Source organism: Clostridium sp. (assembly GCF_030532265.1).
Taxonomy (GTDB): Bacteria; Bacillota; Clostridia; order Clostridiales; family Clostridiaceae; genus Clostridium.
Map to the genome: position 1 here is coordinate 1 of NZ_JAUNLM010000002.1, position 21,738 is coordinate 21,738.

Annotated in this window: 16 protein-coding genes and 1 tRNA gene; 13 read left to right on the top strand and 4 right to left on the bottom strand. The window is 24.7% G+C overall.

Features of this window, described 5'->3' with window-relative positions; genetic code table 11:
• Nucleotides 1-233: 233 nt before the first annotated feature.
• Both Q4E08_RS00955 and Q4E08_RS00960 read left to right on the top strand, forming a co-directional pair.
• A complete protein-coding gene (locus Q4E08_RS00955; protein WP_303127203.1) occupies nucleotides 234-1,232 on the top strand; it encodes a glycosyltransferase family 2 protein in 999 nt (332 codons plus the stop codon).
• A 15-nt stretch (nucleotides 1,233-1,247) separates the two neighbouring features.
• Nucleotides 1,248-3,956: a YfhO family protein gene (locus Q4E08_RS00960; RefSeq protein ID WP_303127205.1), complete on the top strand. Its 2,709-nt coding sequence runs from the start codon at nucleotides 1,248-1,250 to the stop codon at nucleotides 3,954-3,956.
• Between the two features lie 42 nt (nucleotides 3,957-3,998).
• Here Q4E08_RS00960 and Q4E08_RS00965 read toward each other — a convergent pair whose 3' ends face one another.
• Together Q4E08_RS00965 and Q4E08_RS00970 are read right to left on the bottom strand one after the other, a co-directional pair.
• Entirely contained in the window at nucleotides 3,999-5,336 is a 1,338-nt protein-coding gene (locus tag Q4E08_RS00965) for a CCA tRNA nucleotidyltransferase (RefSeq protein ID WP_303127207.1), read from the bottom strand.
• 85 nt (nucleotides 5,337-5,421) lie between these two features.
• On the bottom strand, nucleotides 5,422-6,633 hold the full coding sequence (locus Q4E08_RS00970; protein WP_303127457.1) for a L,D-transpeptidase: 1,212 nt from the start codon (nucleotides 6,631-6,633) through the stop codon (nucleotides 5,422-5,424).
• A gap of 153 nt (nucleotides 6,634-6,786) precedes the next feature.
• On the opposite strand from Q4E08_RS00970, the gene Q4E08_RS00975 reads away from it, so the two are divergent.
• The 3 genes from Q4E08_RS00975 to Q4E08_RS00985 all read left to right on the top strand — a co-directional run bounded on the left by Q4E08_RS00975 (nucleotide 6,787) and on the right by Q4E08_RS00985 (nucleotide 11,991).
• Nucleotides 6,787-7,572, top strand: coding sequence for a DUF1189 domain-containing protein (locus tag Q4E08_RS00975; RefSeq protein WP_303127208.1), 786 nt, complete (start codon nucleotides 6,787-6,789; stop codon nucleotides 7,570-7,572).
• Between the two features lie 87 nt (nucleotides 7,573-7,659).
• Nucleotides 7,660-8,859, top strand: coding sequence for an exonuclease SbcCD subunit D (locus tag Q4E08_RS00980; protein WP_303127210.1), 1,200 nt, complete (start codon nucleotides 7,660-7,662; stop codon nucleotides 8,857-8,859).
• 3 nt (nucleotides 8,860-8,862) lie between these two features.
• Nucleotides 8,863-11,991, top strand: a complete 3,129-nt coding sequence (locus tag Q4E08_RS00985) for an SbcC/MukB-like Walker B domain-containing protein (protein WP_303127212.1) — start codon at nucleotides 8,863-8,865, stop codon at nucleotides 11,989-11,991.
• 45 nt (nucleotides 11,992-12,036) lie between these two features.
• Here Q4E08_RS00985 and rbr read toward each other — a convergent pair whose 3' ends face one another.
• Together rbr and Q4E08_RS00995 are read right to left on the bottom strand one after the other, a co-directional pair.
• Nucleotides 12,037-12,651, bottom strand: a complete 615-nt coding sequence (gene rbr / locus Q4E08_RS00990) for a rubrerythrin (RefSeq protein ID WP_303127214.1) — start codon at nucleotides 12,649-12,651, stop codon at nucleotides 12,037-12,039.
• A gap of 62 nt (nucleotides 12,652-12,713) precedes the next feature.
• The gene (locus Q4E08_RS00995; RefSeq protein ID WP_303127458.1) at nucleotides 12,714-13,589 is read right to left on the bottom strand and encodes a DegV family protein; all 876 of its coding nucleotides are present in this window, start codon (nucleotides 13,587-13,589) and stop codon (nucleotides 12,714-12,716) included.
• A 210-nt stretch (nucleotides 13,590-13,799) separates the two neighbouring features.
• Between Q4E08_RS00995 and Q4E08_RS01000 the strand changes: the two genes are divergently transcribed.
• The 8 genes from Q4E08_RS01000 (at nucleotide 13,800) to Q4E08_RS01035 (ending at nucleotide 21,738) form a co-directional block, all read left to right on the top strand.
• A complete protein-coding gene (locus Q4E08_RS01000; RefSeq protein WP_303127216.1) occupies nucleotides 13,800-14,639 on the top strand; it encodes a sensor histidine kinase KdpD in 840 nt (279 codons plus the stop codon).
• A 114-nt stretch (nucleotides 14,640-14,753) separates the two neighbouring features.
• A tRNA-Arg gene (locus Q4E08_RS01005) sits at nucleotides 14,754-14,828 on the top strand.
• 213 nt (nucleotides 14,829-15,041) lie between these two features.
• Nucleotides 15,042-15,857: an ABC transporter permease gene (locus Q4E08_RS01010; protein WP_303127218.1), complete on the top strand. Its 816-nt coding sequence runs from the start codon at nucleotides 15,042-15,044 to the stop codon at nucleotides 15,855-15,857.
• Nucleotides 15,858-15,869: 12 nt separating this feature from the next.
• A complete protein-coding gene (locus Q4E08_RS01015; protein ID WP_303127220.1) occupies nucleotides 15,870-17,054 on the top strand; it encodes an ABC transporter ATP-binding protein in 1,185 nt (394 codons plus the stop codon).
• 9 nt (nucleotides 17,055-17,063) lie between these two features.
• Nucleotides 17,064-18,752: a CDP-glycerol glycerophosphotransferase family protein gene (locus tag Q4E08_RS01020; protein WP_303127222.1), complete on the top strand. Its 1,689-nt coding sequence runs from the start codon at nucleotides 17,064-17,066 to the stop codon at nucleotides 18,750-18,752.
• A gap of 45 nt (nucleotides 18,753-18,797) precedes the next feature.
• Complete coding sequence (locus Q4E08_RS01025) at nucleotides 18,798-19,520, top strand: 2-C-methyl-D-erythritol 4-phosphate cytidylyltransferase (RefSeq protein WP_303127224.1); 723 nt, start codon at nucleotides 18,798-18,800, stop codon at nucleotides 19,518-19,520.
• Nucleotides 19,510-20,529, top strand: coding sequence for a ribitol-5-phosphate dehydrogenase (locus Q4E08_RS01030; RefSeq protein ID WP_303127227.1), 1,020 nt, complete (start codon nucleotides 19,510-19,512; stop codon nucleotides 20,527-20,529). The genes Q4E08_RS01025 and Q4E08_RS01030 overlap by 11 nt, the downstream gene beginning before the upstream one ends.
• A gap of 57 nt (nucleotides 20,530-20,586) precedes the next feature.
• Nucleotides 20,587-21,738: a CDP-glycerol glycerophosphotransferase family protein gene (locus Q4E08_RS01035; RefSeq protein WP_303127229.1), complete on the top strand. Its 1,152-nt coding sequence runs from the start codon at nucleotides 20,587-20,589 to the stop codon at nucleotides 21,736-21,738.

A 21,738-nucleotide genomic window follows, 5' to 3' on the forward strand; every position in this document is an offset into this window, starting at 1 on the left:
TTGTAAGTAGGTATTTATATTTATTTTACTTAGAAAGAGAAATAGAAATATAAAATATATATGAATAATTTATTCTTAATATATATTTTAAAAAATACATGTAAAATAAAAGTTATGATAATAAATATATTATTTTTGGATTTTTGAAAGAATTTTTTATAAATTTTTAAAATTTACATTAATTGTGTATAATTACTTATGATAATTAAATTTTAATAGAAAGGATAGATAATATGAAAAAGTTATCAATAATAATTCCCATGTACAATGAGGAGGAATCATTACCTCATCTTTATGAGAGATTAATAAAATTAGCTGATAATATACCAAATTATAAGTTAGAATTTTTATTTGTTAATGACGGTAGTAAGGATAGCTCATTGGATATAGTAAAGTCATATAGAGTAAATGATAAAAGAGTTTGCTACTTAAACTTATCAAGAAATTTTGGTAAAGAAGTAGCGATGGGTGCAGCGTTTGATTATGTTACAGGAGATGCTGTAGCTATAATAGATGCAGATCTTCAAGACCCACCAGAACTTATAGTTGAAATGATAAAATATTTTGAAGAAGGATACGATGATATATATGCTAAAAGAAGAAGCAGGAAAGGAGAAACATTTTTTAAAAAGTTTACTTCAAAGATGTTTTATAGAATGTTACAATCGGTATCTAGAGTTCCAATTCAAGAAGATACGGGAGATTTTAGATTATTGAGTAGACGTGCAATAGAGGCTTTGAAGGTTTTCCCAGAAAAACAGAGATATACAAAAGGAATGTTTAGTTTAATTGGATTTAAGAAAAAAGCAATAGAATTTGATAGGGACCCAAGAATTGCTGGAGAAACTAAATGGAATTATTTAAAGTTAATAGACCTAGCAGTTGAAGGTATAACTTCATTTACTACAGCACCTCTTAGAGTTTCAACTATTGTTGGCGGAATAATTGCATTTGGATCATTTTTATATATGATATTTACCGTTATTAAGACCTTAGTTACAGGAATAGATGTTCCGGGATATTCTAGTTTAATATGCGTAATGCTATTAATTGGAGGGATACAGCTTATTTTTTTAGGTGTAATTGGTGAATATTTAGGAAGAATATTTATAGAAGTAAAAAGAAGACCATTATATTTTATAGATGAATATTCAGGAACTGATGAAGATCAAGAAGTTATTAGAAATGAAATAAATAAGAACTTTGATACAGTGGGAAAAATTGAGATATAAACTAGGAGAATAAATATGAAAATTTTTAATAAAATAAAAAAATCGCCAGTATTCATATATACCATAGTATTTTTTATAGTATTTTCATTATTTTATTTAATGTTCATTAAAGCTAATAAATCATTAATTTGGGATGCTGATGGAATAAGACAACATTATTCGATTTTGTATAACTTTAATGAAACAATAAGAAATTTTATTAAAAATCCAGGGGAGGGTTTTCAAGAATGGTCATGGTCAGTAGGATATGGAAATGATTTAATAGCAACATATTCATATTATGTTTTAGGAGATTTGTTTGATTATATATCATTATTATTTCCATTAAATAAGTTAGAATTAGTATTTAATTTATTAATTGTAATAAGAGTATATTTTGTTGGAATAGTATTTATATTATATGCTAAAAAAATGGGATTTTCTAAATATTCTTCTATACTAGGAAGTATTTCATATGCTTTCTCAGGATTTATTTTTATGTCAGCAATTAAGCATCCATATTTTATAAATCCTTTAATTATATTACCATTAGCATTTATATGTATAGAGAATATGATAAAAAATAGAAAAAAATATATGTTTTCAATAATTGTTGCAATAGCTATGATTTCTAATTTTTATTTCTTTTATATGATTGCGATAATAAGTGTATTATATGCATTATTAAGATATTTTGAATTATATAAGAAAGAAAATATAAGGTTTGGTAAATATATATTGAATTTAATTATATATTTTGTAATAGGTTTATTAACTTCGGGAATTATTTTAGCACCAACGTTATATACAATACTGAATTCATCTAGATTGGCTAATGAAAACATTGAAACAAGTATTATATTATATCCAATTTCATATTATTTAAATTTAATTTATGGATCTATATCAAGTGGAAGTTATCCATTTTGGGTTATATTAGTATTTCCTATATTAACAATTATTTTATTACCAATTGTTTTTAGAAACAGAAAAAAATATAAAACATATTTTTATATGATAATTATATTTTTTATAATGCTTCTTTTCCCCATTATTGGAAGAATTATGAATGGATTTTTATCTATATCAAATAGGTGGACATTTGCTTTTGCATTTATATCTAGCATAATTATAAGTATTGGATATGATAATATAAAAAATATTTGTAGGAAAGATATTTATTGGATGATTTCTATAATAATATTTTATATAGTGTTTGCATTTATACAATTTAAATTTACTGAATTTAAAAATAATATGTGGCCTAGCATTTTTATTGGTATTATTATTTTAGTAACAATAATATATAATTATAAAATTAAATTAAATATTAATAATAAATCGATGTTTATTTCTATTTTAGTTTTACTTTCAGTAAATATAGTAATTAATAATTATTATAGATATAGTCCTAATGGAGACAATTATATAGGACAATTTATGCAAAAAGATAAAGCTTTAAGTTATTATAAAAAATCATTTGATGGTGCTGAAAAGTATATTAAGAAAAGTGATAAAAGTTTTTATAGGATAGCTAAAGCTGATAATATTTCTCGTAATAATACTAGAAATAATTCCTTAGTTCTAAATTATAATGGAATAGATTCATATTTATCAGTTAATAATTCTAAACTATCAGAATTTGCTAATAAGTTAAATAATAGGTCATTTACTCCTAATAGTCCAATTATTAATTTTGATAATAGATCTATAGTTAGTAATATAATGGGAGTTAAATATTACATAGGAAAATCATCAAAAGATCCACATTTTGACCCATCAATTAAAAAGATTAAAGATGTTGGAGATTTTTATATATATAAAAAAGAAAATGTACTTCCTATGGGGTATGTTTATAATAATATTTTGGATGAAAATATCTTTGATTCATTTAGTGGTTTAAAAAAAGAGGAGTCATTGGCTTATGCAGCAGCTGTATCTTCAGAATACACTAAAAGTAATATAAATCACATAAATACAAAAATAAAAAATATAAGTTTTAATACAAAAGGTAGTACAGCAGATGTTAAAAAAAATAAAGTATTAATTACTAAAGCTAATCAAGAAGTAATACTTAATATAAAAAATAATATCATTCCGGATGGTGAATTATATATAAATATAAGTAATTTAAAATATAATCCTAAAAATAAAGAAATTAAAATAAATAATATTAGTAAGTATGATGCTTTTAAGTTAAAGGCATCATATAAGGATATTAGCAAAACATTTGATCAACGAGGATCATTAGACGGATCAGATGCATTCACTATGGATGCAACTTTAATTAACTTAGGATATTATAAGGAAGAGTTAAATAATAATCAAAAAATTATTTTAACATTTGATAAACCTGGTGAATATACTTTTGATTCATTAGATATATTTAGTTTACCTATTAAAGAATATAATAATGAATTTAACAAACTTAAAGCAAATTCTATGAATATAGATAGTATATCAAATGATAAAGTAACAGGTACCATAGACTCAAAAGTTGATGGAATAATTACATTTCAAATTCCTTATTCTAAAGGATGGACTTTAAAAATAGATGGAAAAGAAACTAAAACTTTTCCTGTTAATAAGGCATTTTTAGGTGCAAACTTAAATAAGGGAAATCATAGCATAGAGTTAATATACAAAACACCATTTTTAAGAGTAGGAGCAGTTTGTAGTTTTGTAGGAATAATACTTCTTATAATTATATCTTTCTTAGATAAAAAGAAGTTTTATAAAAAATAAAAGAATAAACATAAATAAAAAGGTTAAATATATTTAACCTTTTTATTTTTTTATATAAATTTTAGCTTTTTCTAATAGAAATTCTTTTTTATTTAATGATGGGTTCTTTAAAACTAATTGAAGTAAGTAATTAAGAACTTCACCAATTATTTTTCCTGGTTTTAACTTTAATTCATCAATTAAAGTTTTACCATCTATATTTAAATCTTTAGTTGATAAAGGTTCCTTTGAATTTATAATAACATTTGATTTTTCTATCATAATATTTAGATTTTTTAGAGGTTCTTCATATAATTTAAGAGATTTTATATCAGCTTCTTGTAATTTAAATAATAGATTTATATTTTTAATAGAAACTCTATTTATAAGCCTTTTAACAGCAACATCAGTTGGATTTTCTAAAACATTCATATGTTCTCTAATTAATATACAAACAGAATCAATTGTTTTATTATCAAACTTAAAACGTCTAAGTATTTTTTTAGTTATATATTCACTTTTTATATTATGACCAAAAAATCTTCCATTACCAGTTTCATCTACAAAGAAACATTCGGGCTTTCCTATGTCATGAAAAAGTGCCGCTAAACGAATTACTATATTTTTAGGAGACTTTTCTATTACTGAAATAGTATGATTAAAAACATCTTCAAAGTGATATTTATTTTTTTGCTCAAAATTTATACAAGGTAACAATTCAGGTAATATTATATTTAATATACAAGAGTCTTTTAAGTAATTAAGGCCTTTTCTTGGATTATCAGAAAGTAATAATTTACATAATTCATCTCGTATTCTTTCTATACTAACATTTTTAATTAGGTCTTTATTTGATTTAATTGATTCGAAAGTTTTCTTTTCTATTTTAAAATTAAGCTGAGCAGAAAATCTTATTCCTCTAAGCATACGAAGAGCATCTTCTTTAAATCTAGTATCACTATTTCCAACAGTTTTTATTATTTTATTATTTAAATCATTTATGCCGTTAAAATAATCTTTAAGTCCTTCTATATTATTATATGCAAATGCATTTATAGTAAAATCTCTTCTTGAAAGGTCTTCTTTTATATTAGTTACAAAAGAAACTTTTTCAGGTCTTCTGTTATCTTTATAAGTACCTTCAGTTCTATATGTTGTAACTTCAAAAGATTCATTATTTATAATTACAGTAACAGTACCATGTTTAATTCCAGTTGGTATAGTTTTAGAAAATAATATTTCTGTAGTTGTTGGAATTGCTGATGTTGCTATGTCAAAATCTTTAGGTTCTTTTTTTAGCAACATGTCTCTTATACATCCTCCAACCAAAAAGGCTTCATAATTATTTTTATAAAATGTATCTATTATATATTGTGCATTTTTAGGAATTTTAAACTTCATTATTTACCTCCTATATTAAAATACCTTACATATATTATAAATTAATATGTAAGGTATTAATATAAAAGCTTAGATAAATAAAGCTTTATTTTATTATAACTTTAGTTCCAGCGTTAATTGTTTCATAAAGCCACTTTGAATCTTCTAATGATAATCTTATACATCCATGAGAAGCAGCTGTACCTAGAGTTGTATCAAGTATTGTTTTTTTATCTTTTGCATAAGGGACTGAATGGAAAAGATAGTCTCCTTGAAATTGAACCCAATACTTTCCGCCCTGCTGATATCTTTCAGAGAAAAACCATTCATCTTTTTCTCTTACATCAAATACACCAGTTGGAGTTTCACTACCTTTTTTGCCTGTTGAACAACTCATAGATTTTATTAAAGACCAATTGTTTAAGTTTCCTTTATAAACATTAGTAACTTGGGCATTAGTATCAACGTAAACTAAATAATCAGTTAAACTTTCTATATTTAATGAATTTATATTTGATGTATTTATTACATTTACAATTTGACTAGAACTAACAGTAGTAGATTGTTTTTGGTTAGTTAAATATTGATTTTTAGCCGTTTTAAGTTCATCTATCTTTTTTAATAATTCTTCGTCATCTTTAAATAAGTCTAGTTTATTTTGTATTAGGTTTATAGCTGCAGTAAAATATTCCTTTTTCTTATATTCTTCCACTTGATTTAGTAAGGTTTTTTTTAGTTCAGCCTTACATTTTTCTATATATTCTTTAGAGACAGAATATGATGAATCACTTTCGTTTATAGAATTAAATATATTTAATGCATTTTCAAAATTTCCATTATTAAATTCTCGTATTCCTTTAGATAATTCACTATTATCATTTATGTTATTTGAAAGTACAGATTGAGTTTTATCAGAAGATAAAATATTATAATGGTCTATTTCATTTAAGATAATATTTGCATCATCTGAAGTTATTTTATTTGAAGTTAAATTACTTTCTACAGTAGATAGTTTGTCTTCAAAATATTCTTTTAAATCATTTTTTAATAAAATAGATTTAAATATATTAAAATTTGATTTTGTTAAAATGTAGTTATTTGCATCATTATAATTAGATGAGTCAAATTTATTTTTAAAGTTAGATAATAAATTTTTATAACTAAATCCTTGATACGTTAGAAGTGTACTAATTATTAAAATAACTGCTATAGTAAAGGGTAAGAGTTTTTTTAAGTTTGATTTAAGTTTACTTAAATTAGAATTTTTATTATTGTTTTCTGGTATATTAATATCTTTAATGTTATCGAAATTATCCATATTAGACAAAAGCAATCTCCTCCTAAAATTTTCTTATTAGGAATTATTACCATTATATAAGATATTAAACATGCATTGTTTAATATTATAAATTAGTATGTTACTATATTTAAATAGAGGTTTATTAAATAAGAGTAAAAAGGAGTATTTATAGTGAAGAGCAATTTTTTTGTTAAGTTAAAGAATAACGTATATAATATAAAAACTTTTTCAGATTATATAAAAGAAGGATTAGGAAGAGCAATATTATATGCAATAATATTAAGTTTGATACTTGGAGGTATTCAAGGAATATATACAGGAGTTAAAACTAAAAATGCAATAAAGAGTAGTATAGAGGAATTAAATAATCCAAATTATGAGTTTTCTATAAAAGATGGAATACTTCATACTAAAAAGAATCCTATTAAAGTTGAAGATGGAAATACAGTAATATATTTAGATAGTAATAAAAAATTAAATGAAGCTGATAGTTTTAAAGATGAGTATATTCAATCAGATATGTATGTATTATTATTAAAAGATGGAATAGAAGTTGGATCAGGAAGTTTAAGTCAAACTATTTCATATAAAGATTCTGCTTTTAATGAATTAAATAATGAAATACTTAAAGAACAGTTACAAATTGTAGGTAAATTTATATTACCAGTAATAGTTATTGTTATGATAGTACAATATTTTATAAACTATATGCTTAACTGTTTAATTGTATCTGCATTTTCTATGATAATAGGAATGTTTATGGGGTTAAGAATGAGAGGAAGTGCAATGTATTCATTAGCTATATATGCTGGAACTCTTCCAAATTTATTATTATTACCATTTAGTTTAATAAGACCTGATATATATTTTGATGTTGCATTTTCTGTAGGAACAATTATATTTTCAGTTTTTGTATTAAGGAATATAAAGTATGAACTTTTAAACAATAAAAGATAGCATTATAAAAGTAATTTCTAAGTATTAGAAATTACTTTTTTTGTTATAATTAAGTTATTAGATTAAATGAAGTGGGGATGATTACTTATGAAAATAATTCATACTAGTGATTGGCATATTGGAAAGATTGTAAATGAATTTTCTATGATAGAAGATCAAAAATATATATTACAAAAATTAATTAAGCTTATTGATGAAGAAAAACCGGAAGTTCTTATAATAGCTGGAGATATATATGATAGATCAATACCTCCAGTTGAAGCAGTTGAACTTTTAAATAATACATTAAATGAAATTGTAATTAACAAAGGAGTTAAAGTAGTTGCTATTTCAGGAAATCATGATAGTGGAGAAAGGGTAAGCTTTGGATCTGAAATATTAGAAAGGCAAGGGTTATATATAGCTGGAAAGGATAATGAATTATTTAAGAAAGTAACCATAGAAGAAAACAATGAAAAAGTTAATTTTTATTTAATTCCATATAAGGATCCAGCAGTTATAAGAAAACTTACAGAAAATAAAAATATAAAAAGTCATAATGATGCTATGATTGAGATTTTAAATAAAATAAAATTAGGTATAAATTTTAATGAAATAAATTTTATAGTAGCTCATGGATATGTAACTATGTATAGAGATAAGGCAAAAAATTTAAGTGATGAAGAAATGTATAAAGTAGCGAATCTTGAAGTTTCGGAATCTGAAAGACCTTTGTCTATTGGAGGGGCAGAGCTTATAGATTGTAATATATTTAATGAATTTGATTATGTAGCGCTTGGACATCTTCATGGAAGACAGAAAATTTCAAGAGATGAAGTTAGATATTCAGGTTCGCTTCTTAAGTATTCTTTTTCTGAAGTTAATCAAAAAAAGGGAGTTACTTTAGTAAATATAAATAAAAATAAAGAAATTACTATAGATTTAAAAGAGCTTAAATCAATTAGAGATTTAAGAATAATAAAAGGAGATATAGAAGAACTTATAGAGCTTGGAAGAAGTGATGAAAGAAAAGAAGATTATATACAAGCTATTCTTACAGATGAAGGTGAAATTATAAATCCAATAGAAAAATTAAGATCTATATACCCAAATATTATGTTAATAACTAGAGAAAAGAAAAGAAGCTATGATGCAAATAGTACATCTGCAAAGAAGGGATATAAAAATAAGTCTGAAAAAGAGCTTTTTAAAGAGTTTTATGAATCCTTAGGGAATGGAGAATTTACATTAGAAAAAGAAAAATTAATAGATGAAACTATAAATAGAGTTTTAAAAAAGGAGGTGTAGAGTATGAGACCTATAAATTTAGTAATATCAGCATTTGGACCTTATGCTAAGGAACAAAATTTAGATTTTGAAAAGTTAAACGGAAGGAATATCTTTGTTATAACAGGAGCTACTGGTGCAGGAAAGACAACTATATTTGATGCAATAAGTTATGCTTTATACGGTGAAGCAAGTGGAGAAAGTAGAGAAAATGACTCTTTAAGAAGTCATTTTGCAGATACAAATACAGAAACTTTTGTTGAATTAGAATTTGAACTAAAAGGAGACATATACAAAATTAGAAGAAGTCCTAAACAACCTAAAAAGAAAATTAGGGGAAATGGATTTACAGAGAAAGATTCAGAAGCAATACTCGATTTACCAAATGGTAAAACAATAACTGGAATAAATAATGTAGATAAAAAAATAACAGAAATTCTTGGTATAAATAAAGCGCAATTTAAGCAGATAGTTATGTTACCACAAGGTGAGTTTAAGAAGTTACTTCTTGCAAATTCTGTTGAACGTGAAGATATATTTAGAAAAATATTTAATACTTATAATTTTGAAAGTATACAAGCTGATTTGAAAGAAAAAGCTATAAAAATAAGCAAAGAAAGAAATTTTTGCAAACAAAAAATGGAGGTTCATTTAGGAAATATTATAGGAGAAAATAATATAGAAGTTGGGGAATATATTGACTTTCCAAGGGTTATAGAGGAACTTACAGAACTTATAAAGAGTGAGCAAAATATATATAAGGATAAAGAAAAAAAGATTGAAGAACTAAATTTAGAAATAAATAAAAAAAGAGTTGAAAAATCCTTATTAGAACAGAATAATAATTTGATAATGGAGAAGCAAAATACTAAAAATAAGTTAAATGAATTAATTTTAATGGAAGATGAGTTTAAAAATAAAAAAGTTATAAGTGAAAAAGCTAAAAAAGCTAAAGAGGTAAGGTATATAGAAAAAAGTTATTTAGAAAAAAATGAAGAACTATTAAAAAAAGAAGAAGCTAAGGAAAAATCATTATCAAAAATAAAATTGTTAGAAGATAAATTAATATTACTTGAAGAAGCTGTAAAAAAACAAGAGCTTAAAGAAGATTTTAGAAATAATCTTACAGAAGAAATTGGAATATTAAGAAGCTTAGAGCCTAAAATTAGATTATATGAAGAAAATAAAATAAAAACTATAGCTTTTAAAAAAGATATAGAGTTAATAAAAGATAAAATAAAATTAAAAGAAGAAAGTATAAAAAATTATAAAGAACAAAAAGAGGTTAATGAGAAAAATATAAAAGAAATAAATCAAATAGAAATAAAAGCGGTTAATTTTAAAAATAAAATTGATAATAAAGAAAAGATTATAAAGGAATTAAGGGAAATATTTAAGGTTATAGAAGCGTATGAAAGTGAAGTAGAAAAACATAATCAATTAAAGAATAAGTATTTAAAGGTTGAGGGTATATATAATAATATTAAGTTGCAGTATGAATATATGATTGATATATATAGAAAAGAACAAGCTGGCATACTTGCAGATAGTTTAAAAAATGGAGAACCTTGTCCTGTGTGTGGTTCGAAAGAGCATCCAATGAAAGCAATAAAAAATAGTGAAAATGTACCTACTGATGAAGAATTAAAGAAAAAGAAATTAGAATACGAGAAGATTGAAAAAGAAAATAGTTCTGTTCTTTTAGAGTTAACATCTATTAATGCTAGAGTTAAAAGTCTTTTAGATAACGTAAATAATTCATTAAATAAGATTTCAGGAAAAGATAATTGTATAAATAATGAATATAATAAAAAAGAATCTAAAAATGAAGTTACTAAATTTGGAAAAGAATTAAAAGCAGAGATTTTATTATATAAGGAAGAACTTAAAGTATATAATGAAAAAATAAAATTTAAAGAAACTATAGAAAAAAAATTAATAGATATAAGTAAATATTTATCTGATTCGGAATCAGAATTAAACTCATTAAAAGAAAAAGATAAAAATATTTATGCAAGCATTCAAAGTTTAAATGCTACTTTAAATGAATTAAGGAATGATATACCAGAAAATATAGAATCTATTGAAAAGATTAATGAACTTATAAAATGTAAATTACTTAAATTAGAGGAGAGCAAAAAATCATTATTATTAGCTATAAAAAATAGAGATGAAAATATAATGCTACTTGAAGGTGAAAAAGCAAAGTTAAATGAAATAAAAAGCAATATAAAAATATTAAAAAAGGATACAATAGAAATAAAAAATAATTTTGAAAAATCTTTAAAAGAAAATAATTTTAATAGTTGCGAAGAATATATTATAGCAAAAAGTAATATTCCAATATATATTGAATTGGATAAAGAAATTGAAAAGTTTGATAAAGAATTAATTATAGTAAAAAGTGAATATAAAAAATTAGATAAGCAATGTGAAAAAATAGTATTTATAGATTTGAAAAATATAAATGAAAAGCTTGATGAATTAGAAGATATAAGAAAAATAAATGAAAAAGAAATTAAGGATTTATATACTATTATAGAAAATAATAAAAATGTATTATATAAAGTAAAAGATTTAAATAAAGAATTAGGCAAAAAGGAAGAAGAATATAAAATAATTGGTGAACTTTCAGATCTTGCTAATGGAAAAAGAAGTCCATATATATCTTTTGAAAGATATGTATTAGCATCATATTTTCAAGATATAATAGATGCAGCTAATTTAAGACTTGAAAAAATGACTGGAGATAGATTTTCACTTAAAAGAAAAACTACATTAAGTAAAGGAGCAGGTCAAAAGGGGCTAGAACTAGAAATATATGATAATTATACAGCAACCTCAAGAGATGTTAGCTCTTTATCAGGTGGTGAAAGTTTTAAAGCTTCATTATCCTTAGCGCTCGGTTTATCGGATGTTGTACAATCAAGTGCTGGAGGAGTATCATTAGAAACGATGTTTGTAGATGAAGGTTTTGGGACATTAGACCCTCAATCATTAGATAGTGCAATAGACAGTCTTTTAGAGTTACAAAAAGGTGGAAGATTAGTTGGAATAATATCTCATGTTCAAGAACTTAAGGATAGGGTAGATGCAAAAATAGAAGTAATATCAACTAAAAGAGGTAGCATGGCAGAATTTAATATTTTATAAAAAGTTAAAGGCGAGATAATACTCGCCTTTTTTATTTAAAATTTATTATTTAGCATATTCTTTACTAGGACCATTTGCCTTATGATCATATGCGATTTCGAAGAACCCTTGAGGATGTTTACAAGCAGGACAAACTTTAGGTGCCTCTAAGCCTTCATAAATAAATCCGCAATTTCTACATTTCCAATATTCTCTTTCATTACGTTTATATAAAAGATTATCTTTTAAATTAGCATATAAGTCTAAGTAGCGTTGTTCATGATGTTTTTCTACTTCTAAAATATGTGAAAATGCAGCTGCGACCTCTGGATAACCTTCTTCTTCTGCAATTTTTTTAAATTCAGGATATGCAGTACCCCATTCTTCTTTTTCTCCTTCAGCAGCATATTGTAAATTATCAAGAGTATTTCCAAATCCAACAGGATAATCAGTATCAACGTGAATTTGATATTTACCAAGTCCTTCAACTAATAAATCAAAAAAAACTTTAGCGTGTGCTCTTTCATTATCAGCAGTTTCAAGAAAAATAGACTCTATATGTTTATGTCCTTCTTTAGATGCAACACTAGCATAAAATGTATATCTATTTCTTGCTTGAGATTCACCTGCAAAGGCTTTTGCTAAATTATCAGCAGTTTTACTTCCTTTTAAACTTTTCATGAAAAAATCCCCTTTCGAATAGTATTCGTTTATAGTATTTACCATTTAAAAGAGGATTATGATTAATTAATATTTCTGTTTTTACCTTTAAAGAAAAGGGCTAGTGTATTAGGGCCTGAATGACTACCTATAGCCAAACCAATATAATTTATAATTACTTCGATATTATATTTTTCTGTAATCATACTTTTAAGTTTTTCTGCATCTTCAATGCAATCACCATGAGATATAAATATAACTTTATTTGAGTTTATATCTATTTTTTCTTCAAGTTTGTTAAATAAAGATTTTATTGATTTTTTTCTTCCCTTAACTTTTCCAAAGTTACATAAAGTTCCATTATCAGGAACGTATAAAAGAGGTTTAACTTGTAATAGAGTTCCTATAGTTGCTGCAGTTGATGATATTCTACCTCCCCTTTTAAGATGATTTAAATCATCAACAGTAAAAATATGATTTACCTTAAGCTTCATATTTTCAATATAGTTTACCACTTCTTCTTTAGACTTTCCTTCTTCTTTTAATTTACAGGCTTCATATACAATAAGTCCAACTCCTAATGAAGCTGATTTACTATCAATTATAGAAATATCAGCATTTGGATATTTTTCAATAATTTCAGATTTTGCAATTAAAGAACTATTATAAGTTCCACTTAATGCAGAAGAAAATGATATGTATATTATTGAATAGTTTTCTTTTATATATTTTTCAAATATTTCATAAAATCTATAACTGTTAACTTGAGATGTAGTTGGCATCTCTCCATTTCTTAAGCCATTATAAAAATTAGTATACTCAAGAGATTTACCACCATCTTCAATATATTCTTTATTCTTAAAACTACAAATAAGACCTATGTTTATAATAGAATATTTATCTATTATATATTGTGGTAAGTCACAACTGGAATCTGTTAAAATTATATAATTATTAATAATAAAACCTCCTTAATTAAAATAAAATTATAACTATAGTTATATTATAGACATTATACAATAAAAAATAGCAATTAAAAAATATTACATACCTTAAAATAGAATAATATACAAAAAATGGTTGATAATAGTGTTGGTAAATGTTAAAATTTATATTGGTATTAATATTATATGCAATAGGGCTTAGGATAAAATGAAGTAGGGGTAAAAATGGGAGAAGAGAAATATAATTTTAAAAATTTATCAAAAGAAGATATGATATTGATTATAGATGAACTAGAACACAAAAGAGAGATGCAAGAAAAATTTATACTTAATATATCTCATGACTTAAGATCTCCACTAAATGTAATTATGAGTGCTAATCAAATGTTAGAAAATATTAGCGGTTTGATAGATAAAGAAAAAGAATATTTAAAAATGTTAAAGAGAAACAGTTATAAAATGTTAAAACTTATAGAAAATTTAATTGATATAACTAGACTAGAAAAAAACTACTTTAATATAAATAAAAAAAATATAGAAATAGTTAGTTTTATTGAAAGTACAATAGAGTCTATTGATAGGTTTGCAAAACAAAAAGATTTAACATTAGTTTTTGATACAAACAAGGAAGAATGCATTGTAGCGGTTGATCCTCAGGCGCTAGATAGAATTTGTATAAATCTAATATCAAATGCAATAAAATTTTCAGATTGTGGATCTGATATATTTATATACTTAGTTATTGATAATAATTATATAAATATAAAAGTATCTGATAATGGAATTGGAATAATGGATGAAGAAAAATCTAAAATATTTAATAGATTCGTTCAAGCAAGTAGTAATAAAGAACAAAAAGGTAGTGGTATAGGACTGGATTTAGTTAAATCGTTAGTTGAGTTACATGATGGTAATATTATTGTAGAAAGTAAAATTGGTGAAGGGTCTACTTTTACTGTTACTATACCAAATATTAAAATTGATAATGAAGAAGTTAAAGTAAGTAAAAATGCAGATAAAGTTCAATTGCTTGAAATTGAGTTTTCTGATATATACCTAAAATAAGCTATTATAATTAGAAAGATTAATTTAAATTTTAATCTTTCTAATTAATTTGCTTATTTTAAATTTGCACTACATAAATTTTTGTGTTAATATATTTTTGATAATAAAAAATATGGGGCGTTAGTTAAATGGATATAACATACCGCTACGGACGGTACATTATGGGTTCGATTCCTATACGCCCTACCACTATAAAGGATATTTTATTTTATATAAAATATCCTTTTTTGTATTTAATTTTAAATAGAGTGTGAAATTAAAAGTATTATTTCATTGATTTAGTTAATAATGGGAGTATATAAGTTATTATAAAATAAGTTATTCTTAATATTCTAATGTTTTTTATAGATTTCAAAATATGATATAATAGAGGCGTTATAACATAGACAAGGAGAGTAGATTATGAAATTTACAGATAGCGTTAAGGTTGTGGTAAATGAACATGTAAAAAATCCTTTACAAATAGTAAATATGGCAAAAAAAGATTTAAAGAAACAGTTTTCAGGAACTGCCTTAGGTGTATTATGGCCTTTAATAAAAAACATGATATTTGTTTTTGCATATTGGTTTACTATTCAAATAGGTCTTAAAGGTACTACAAAATCAATAGATGAACCTTACATAATTTGGTTAGTAATAGGATTAGTACCATGGTTTTTCATAAGAGATACTTTAGTTCCTGCAGCAAGCTCTATAAGAAGAAATAGGTATTTAGTAACTAAAATAGTATTTCCTACTTCTATAATACCTACCTTTAAGGTCTTATCAGGATTTATTAGTAGCTTTATGTTTGTTGGAATTGCAATTATAATGTGTATAGCTAGTGGTATTTATCCAAATATATATTGGTTACAAGCGATATATTATGCTTTTTCAGCATTTACTTTGTTGGTTGCTATATCATTGACAACATCTGCATTAGTTGTAGTAAGTAGAGATGTTGAATTTTTATTAAATTCCATAATAGTATTAATATTTTGGGTTAGTCCTATATTATGGCCTATCGCAAATATAACAAATCCATTATTAAATACAATTGTTAAATTAAATCCATTTTTTTATGTTATAGAAGGATTTAGAGAATCTATTTTATATCATAAGTGGTTTTGGGAAAGCCCTATATTAACATTATATTTTTGGGGTGTAGTTTTAATTTTAATGTTATTTGGAATATTAATACATGGTAAATTAAGAGATTATTTTGCAGACATATTATAGGAGTGATTAAAGATGTATGCTATTAAGATAAGTAATATATGCAAGACGTATAGAATATATCAAAAACCTTTCCAAAGAGTTATAGATTTGATGTTTAATAAGAAAAATTATACTGAATACAAAGCATTGCAAAATATTAATGTGGAAATAGAAAAAGGCGAAGCAGTTGGTGTTTTAGGCAAAAATGGTGCAGGAAAATCAACATTACTTAAGATAATTACAGGTGTTGTAAAGCCGACATCAGGAAGTGTTGATATTAAAGGTAAAATATCAGCAATACTTGAGTTAAATTCAGGATTTGATCAAGAGCTTACAGGATATGAAAATATATATGTAAAAGGAGCTATACTCGGATATAAAAAAGAAGAAATAGATGAAAAAATTGAAGAAATAATTGAATTTGCAGATATTGGAGAACATATAAATCAACCGGTAAGAACATATTCAAGTGGTATGAAAGCAAGATTAGGGTTTGCTATATCAGTTAATGTTGATCCAGATGTATTAATAGTTGATGAAGCGTTAGCTGTTGGTGATGATGTTTTTAAAACTAAATGTTTAAGAAAAATGAGTGAATTTAGAAAAAATGGTAAGACAATATTTTTTGTAAGTCACTCATTATATACAGTTGGATCTTTTTGTACAAAATGTATGTGGATTAAGGATGGAAATTTAATAGATTATGGACCAACACAGGAACTTTTGCCAAGATACGAGAATTTTTTAAAAGAAGAGAAGGCTAAAGAATCAAGAAAGAAAAAGACACAAGGAAAAGCACAAATAGATAAAAAGGCATATATAGAAGTAACAAATTTTAAGTTTGAGAATAAAGGAAAGTTCAAGGTTGGAGAGGATATAGTATACTCATTTGATTACGAAGTTAAAAAAGATATGCCAGATTTAAAGTGGTCATTTACAGTTAGAGATGCAGCAACTAATTTAATTTATTCAAGTGATAAAATGGATAAAGGGTATTTAATTAAAAATAGTATAGGAAAACATACTTTAAAAATAAAAATAAGAAATATATTACTACCTGGGAAATATTTGTTATCAGGTGAATTAAGAGAAGGTACAGGAATTTTCTTTGTAGGATATTCAAATAAAAGAACGTTTAATATTGAATATAAAGAAAATGATAATAAAAATGGAAATGGATTAGTTTATATGAATCATGATGTTTTAAAGAATGAGTAAGGTGATGAAATGAATAGGTTAGTATGCGGAGCTGAATATATAGACTGGAATTCAAATGAAGAAAGAATATATATAAAAGGATATGCATTAATTAGGGGAAAAGATATAGGTAAAGATTATAATGTAAAAAAGTCTTTATTTATATATAATGATAATAAAAAATTTATAATACCAGCTAAAAATGAATTGAGAATTGATATAACTAATGATTATAAAGAGGATGGTATTAACTATAATTATTCAGGGTTTGAAGGGTTTATAGATTTAAGTAGTATAAATTATAGAAAACCTTTATCAAAAGGAATTTGGAAAATAGGATTATATTTAAATGCTAATGGAGAAAAAATTGAAACAGATTTAAAATATATTGGAGATAAAAAAGAAATTAAACAAATAAAGTCAAAAAATATGAAATCTGATAGTAATAAATTTATAAGAAAAGAATCGTTAAAGCTTAAAGATGATTTTATAACTATAGAAGTACTAGATGAGAAGATATCTAATAATGAATATATAAAAAATATTACTATAAATAGTCCTATGATAATTAAATTAAAGAGTTATTTAAAAAAGAAAAAAAGAAAACTTGGTAATTGGATCTTACAGGAAATATATAATATAGCTAAGTATAGAAAAATAGTAGAAAATAGAGTAGTATTTTTATCAGATAGTAGAATTGATTTTACGGGTAATTTTGAATTTATATATAATGAATTACAAAAAAGAGGCGGATATGAAATAAAATCTATGTTAAAGCAAAGTATAACAGCAAAAAGATCCTTAAAAGAAATGATTACTTTTGTTAATTATTTAGCAACAAGTAAATTTATTTTACTTGATGATTACTATCCTCAAATATATAAATATGATATTAAAAAGGATATTGAGGTTATACAATTATGGCATGCAACTGGGGCTTTTAAGACATTTGGATTTAGTAGAATAGGAAAAAAAGGGGGACCTAAGGTTAAGTCTAGAAATCATAGAAACTATACAAAAGCTATAGTTAGTTCAAAAAATATAAAATTACATTATGCAGAAGCTTTTGGAATTTCAGAAGAAAGAGTAGTATCAACTGGTGTGCCTAGAACTGATATATTTTTTGATGAAGAATATAAAAATAAAAAGATTAATGAACTTTATCATAAGTATCCTAAACTTAAGGAGAAAAAAGTAATAATGTTTGCACCAACATTTAGAGGTAGTGGTCAAAAGAGTGCAACTTATGATTTTGAAGTTTTTGATATAAAAAAACTTTACAATACTTTAGGAAATGATTACATAATAATTTCTAAGTTACATCCATTTATAAAGGAAACTATGGATATACCGTATGAGTGTAAGGATTTTATCATAGATTTATCAGAAGAAAGAGAAATAAATGATTTGTTATTTGTAACAGATATTCTTATAACAGATTATTCATCGGTTTGTTTTGAATATTCATTATTAAATAAACCAATGATATTCTTTGCTTATGATTTAGAAGATTATATTGCATCAAGAGATTTTTATTATCCATATGAAAGTTTTGTACCAGGTCCTATAGCAAGGACAACTGAAGATATAATAGATATAATAAAGAAAAATGACTTTAAAGTTGAAAGACTTGATAAATTTAGGAAAACTTTCTTTGATCACTTTGATGGAAAGTCAACAGAGAGAGTTGTAGATATGCTTCTAAAATTAGATAATTAAATAATAGCATAATTAAAAAGAATTAAATTTTATGGGAGTGATAAAATGATATATGCAGAGATATTAGCTGGTGGTAAGGGTACTCGTATGGGTAATACTGAAATGCCAAAACAATTTTTAAAGATAGGTAATAAGCCAATAATAATTCATACAATTGAAGCTTTCTTGTTAAATGAAAGATTTGACAAAATAATTATTACGACACCAAAACAATGGATACAACATACTAATGATTTATTAAATAAATTTGTTCCAGCGCAATTAAAAGAAAAAATTGCTGTATGTGCAGGTGGAACAGATAGAAATGAATCAATAATGAGTGGAATAAGATATATAAAAGAAAACTTTGGTATAAATGATGAAGACGTAATCGTTACTCACGATGCTGTTAGACCATTTTTAACTCATAGAATAATAAATGATAATATTGATTCTGCTTTAGAATTTGGTGCTTGTGACACAGTTGTTCCAGCATTTGATACTATTGTTGAATCAGTAGATGGTGACATAATAAGTGACATTCCAAGACGTGATTTTATGTATCAAGGGCAAACACCTCAAAGTTTTAGAATTAAGGAATTAGTTGAGTTATATGATTCTTTATCAGATGATGAAAAGAAAATCTTAACTGATGCTGCAAAGATATTTGTTGTAAAAGGTAAAAATGTTAAGTTAGTACAAGGAGAAGTTTTTAATATGAAAATAACAACTCCTTATGATTTAAAATTAGCTAATGCTTTAGTGAGGGATGATATAAATGATAAATAAGGTATATAGATTAATTGCTCCTAAGCAAATTACAGTTGAATTTGAAGAAAGAAGCTTAGATGGCGAAGGAATTATTGTAAGACCAACTAGATTATCAATATGTGCAGCAGATCAAAGATATTATACAGGAACTAGAGGGAAGGAAGCTATGAGAAAAAAACTTCCTATGGCTCTTATTCATGAAGGTGTTGGAGAAGTTATATATGATCCAAAGGGAGAATTTAAAGCAGGTGATACTGTTGTTATGATTCCAAATACCCCAACTCAAGTTGATAATGTAATAGCTGAAAATTACTTAAGAACAAGTAAGTTTAGAGCTAGTGGATATGATGGATTTATGCAACAATATGTATTTATGGCAAGAGATCGTATAATAAAATATGATAAGATAAACCATGATGTTGCTTCATTCTTAGAGCTTATAAGTGTATCAGCTCATTCCATAGATAGATTTGATAAAAAAGCTCATAAGAGAAGAAATAAAATTGGTATTTGGGGAGATGGAAATGTAGGATTTATAACTGCATTAATACTTAAAAAGAAGTTCCCAGAATCAGAAATAATAGTTTTTGGAAAAAATGAAGAAAAGCTAAACTTCTTCTCATTTGTAGATGAAACTTATCAAATAGATAATATACCAGATGACCTAAGAGTAGATCACGCATTTGAAGCTGTAGGTGGAAAAGGTAGTGAATATGCGATAGATCAAATAATTGATTACATAAATCCAGAGGGAGTAATTGCAATACTTGGAGTTTCAGAAAATCCAGTACCAATAAATACTAGAATGGTTTTAGAAAAGGGATTAACTATAGTTGGAAGTAGTAGAAGTGGAAGAGTTGATTTTCAAGAAGCTGTTAACTTTTTAGAGGCTCATGAAGATGCTCAAAATCAATTACAAAAGCTTATATCAGCAGTTATTGATGTAAGAGGAATTGAAGATATTGTAAAAGGATTTGAACATGACTTAACAACACCGTTTAAGACTGTTTTAAACTGGAGAGTTTAATATAAAAAGACCCTTTAAAAGGGTCTTTAAATATATATTAAAGTGAGGATTTTATAAATGAAAACATTAGAAAGAATTATACTAAAGTATCTTTTAAGAGTAGTATATTATATTTCTTATATAGTTCCTGTAAAAAAAAGAGTAATATTTGCAACGTATAGAAATGATACTATGAATGGTAATTTCAAATATATATATGATGAAATAAAAAGTAGAGATACAGATTATAAATGTGTATTTCTTTATGAAAAATTTAATAAAGGAATAAAAGGAATAATAACATATTTTTTTCATATGATGAAAGCAACATATTATATGGCAACTTCAGAATATTTTTTGATAGATGATTTTTATTTTCCAGTATATACAGTTAAAAAACTTAGGAAAAATACTGAAGTTATTCAAGTTTGGCATGCATGTGGTGCATTTAAGAAGTTTGGATTTAGTATATTAGATAAAAACTTTGGTGCAGATAATAATTATGTGAAATATATTCCTATTCATAGTAATTATTCACATGTATTAGTTAGTTCAAAGGAAGTAGCTAAATATTATGCAGAGGCATTTAATATGAGTGAAAATAACATAGATCCATTAGGAATACCAAGAACTGATATATTCTTTAATGAAGAGATGAAAAAGGATGCTAAAGAAAGAGTTTATAGCAAGTATCCTAACCTTAAGGGAAAAAATATAGTTTTGTATGCACCAACATTTAGGGGAAATAGTCAATCTGATGCTAAGATGGATATAAATTTTGATGTTGAAAGAGTAGTAAATGATTTGCCTGAAGGATATGTATTAGCATTAAAAATGCATCCATTTGTAAAAGATTCAATTAATATAGATAATGACAGAATAATTGATTTATCAGATTATGGAGCAATAAATGATATACTTATAATGACAGATTTACTTATAACTGATTATTCATCAATAGTTTTTGAATATTCATTATTAGAAAGACCTATGATATTTTTTGCAGATGATTTAGACTCATATGAACATGAAAGAGATTTTTATTATCCATATGAAAGTTTTGTGCCGGGTCCTATAGTTAAAAATACTGATGAATTAATAGAAGTATTAAATAATGATACTTGTGATTACGAAAAAATTAGAGCTTTTAAAAATAAGTTTTTTGATTATGTTGATGGGTTATCATCAAAAAGGTTCGTTGATAAGATAATTTTGAAAAAGGAAAATTAG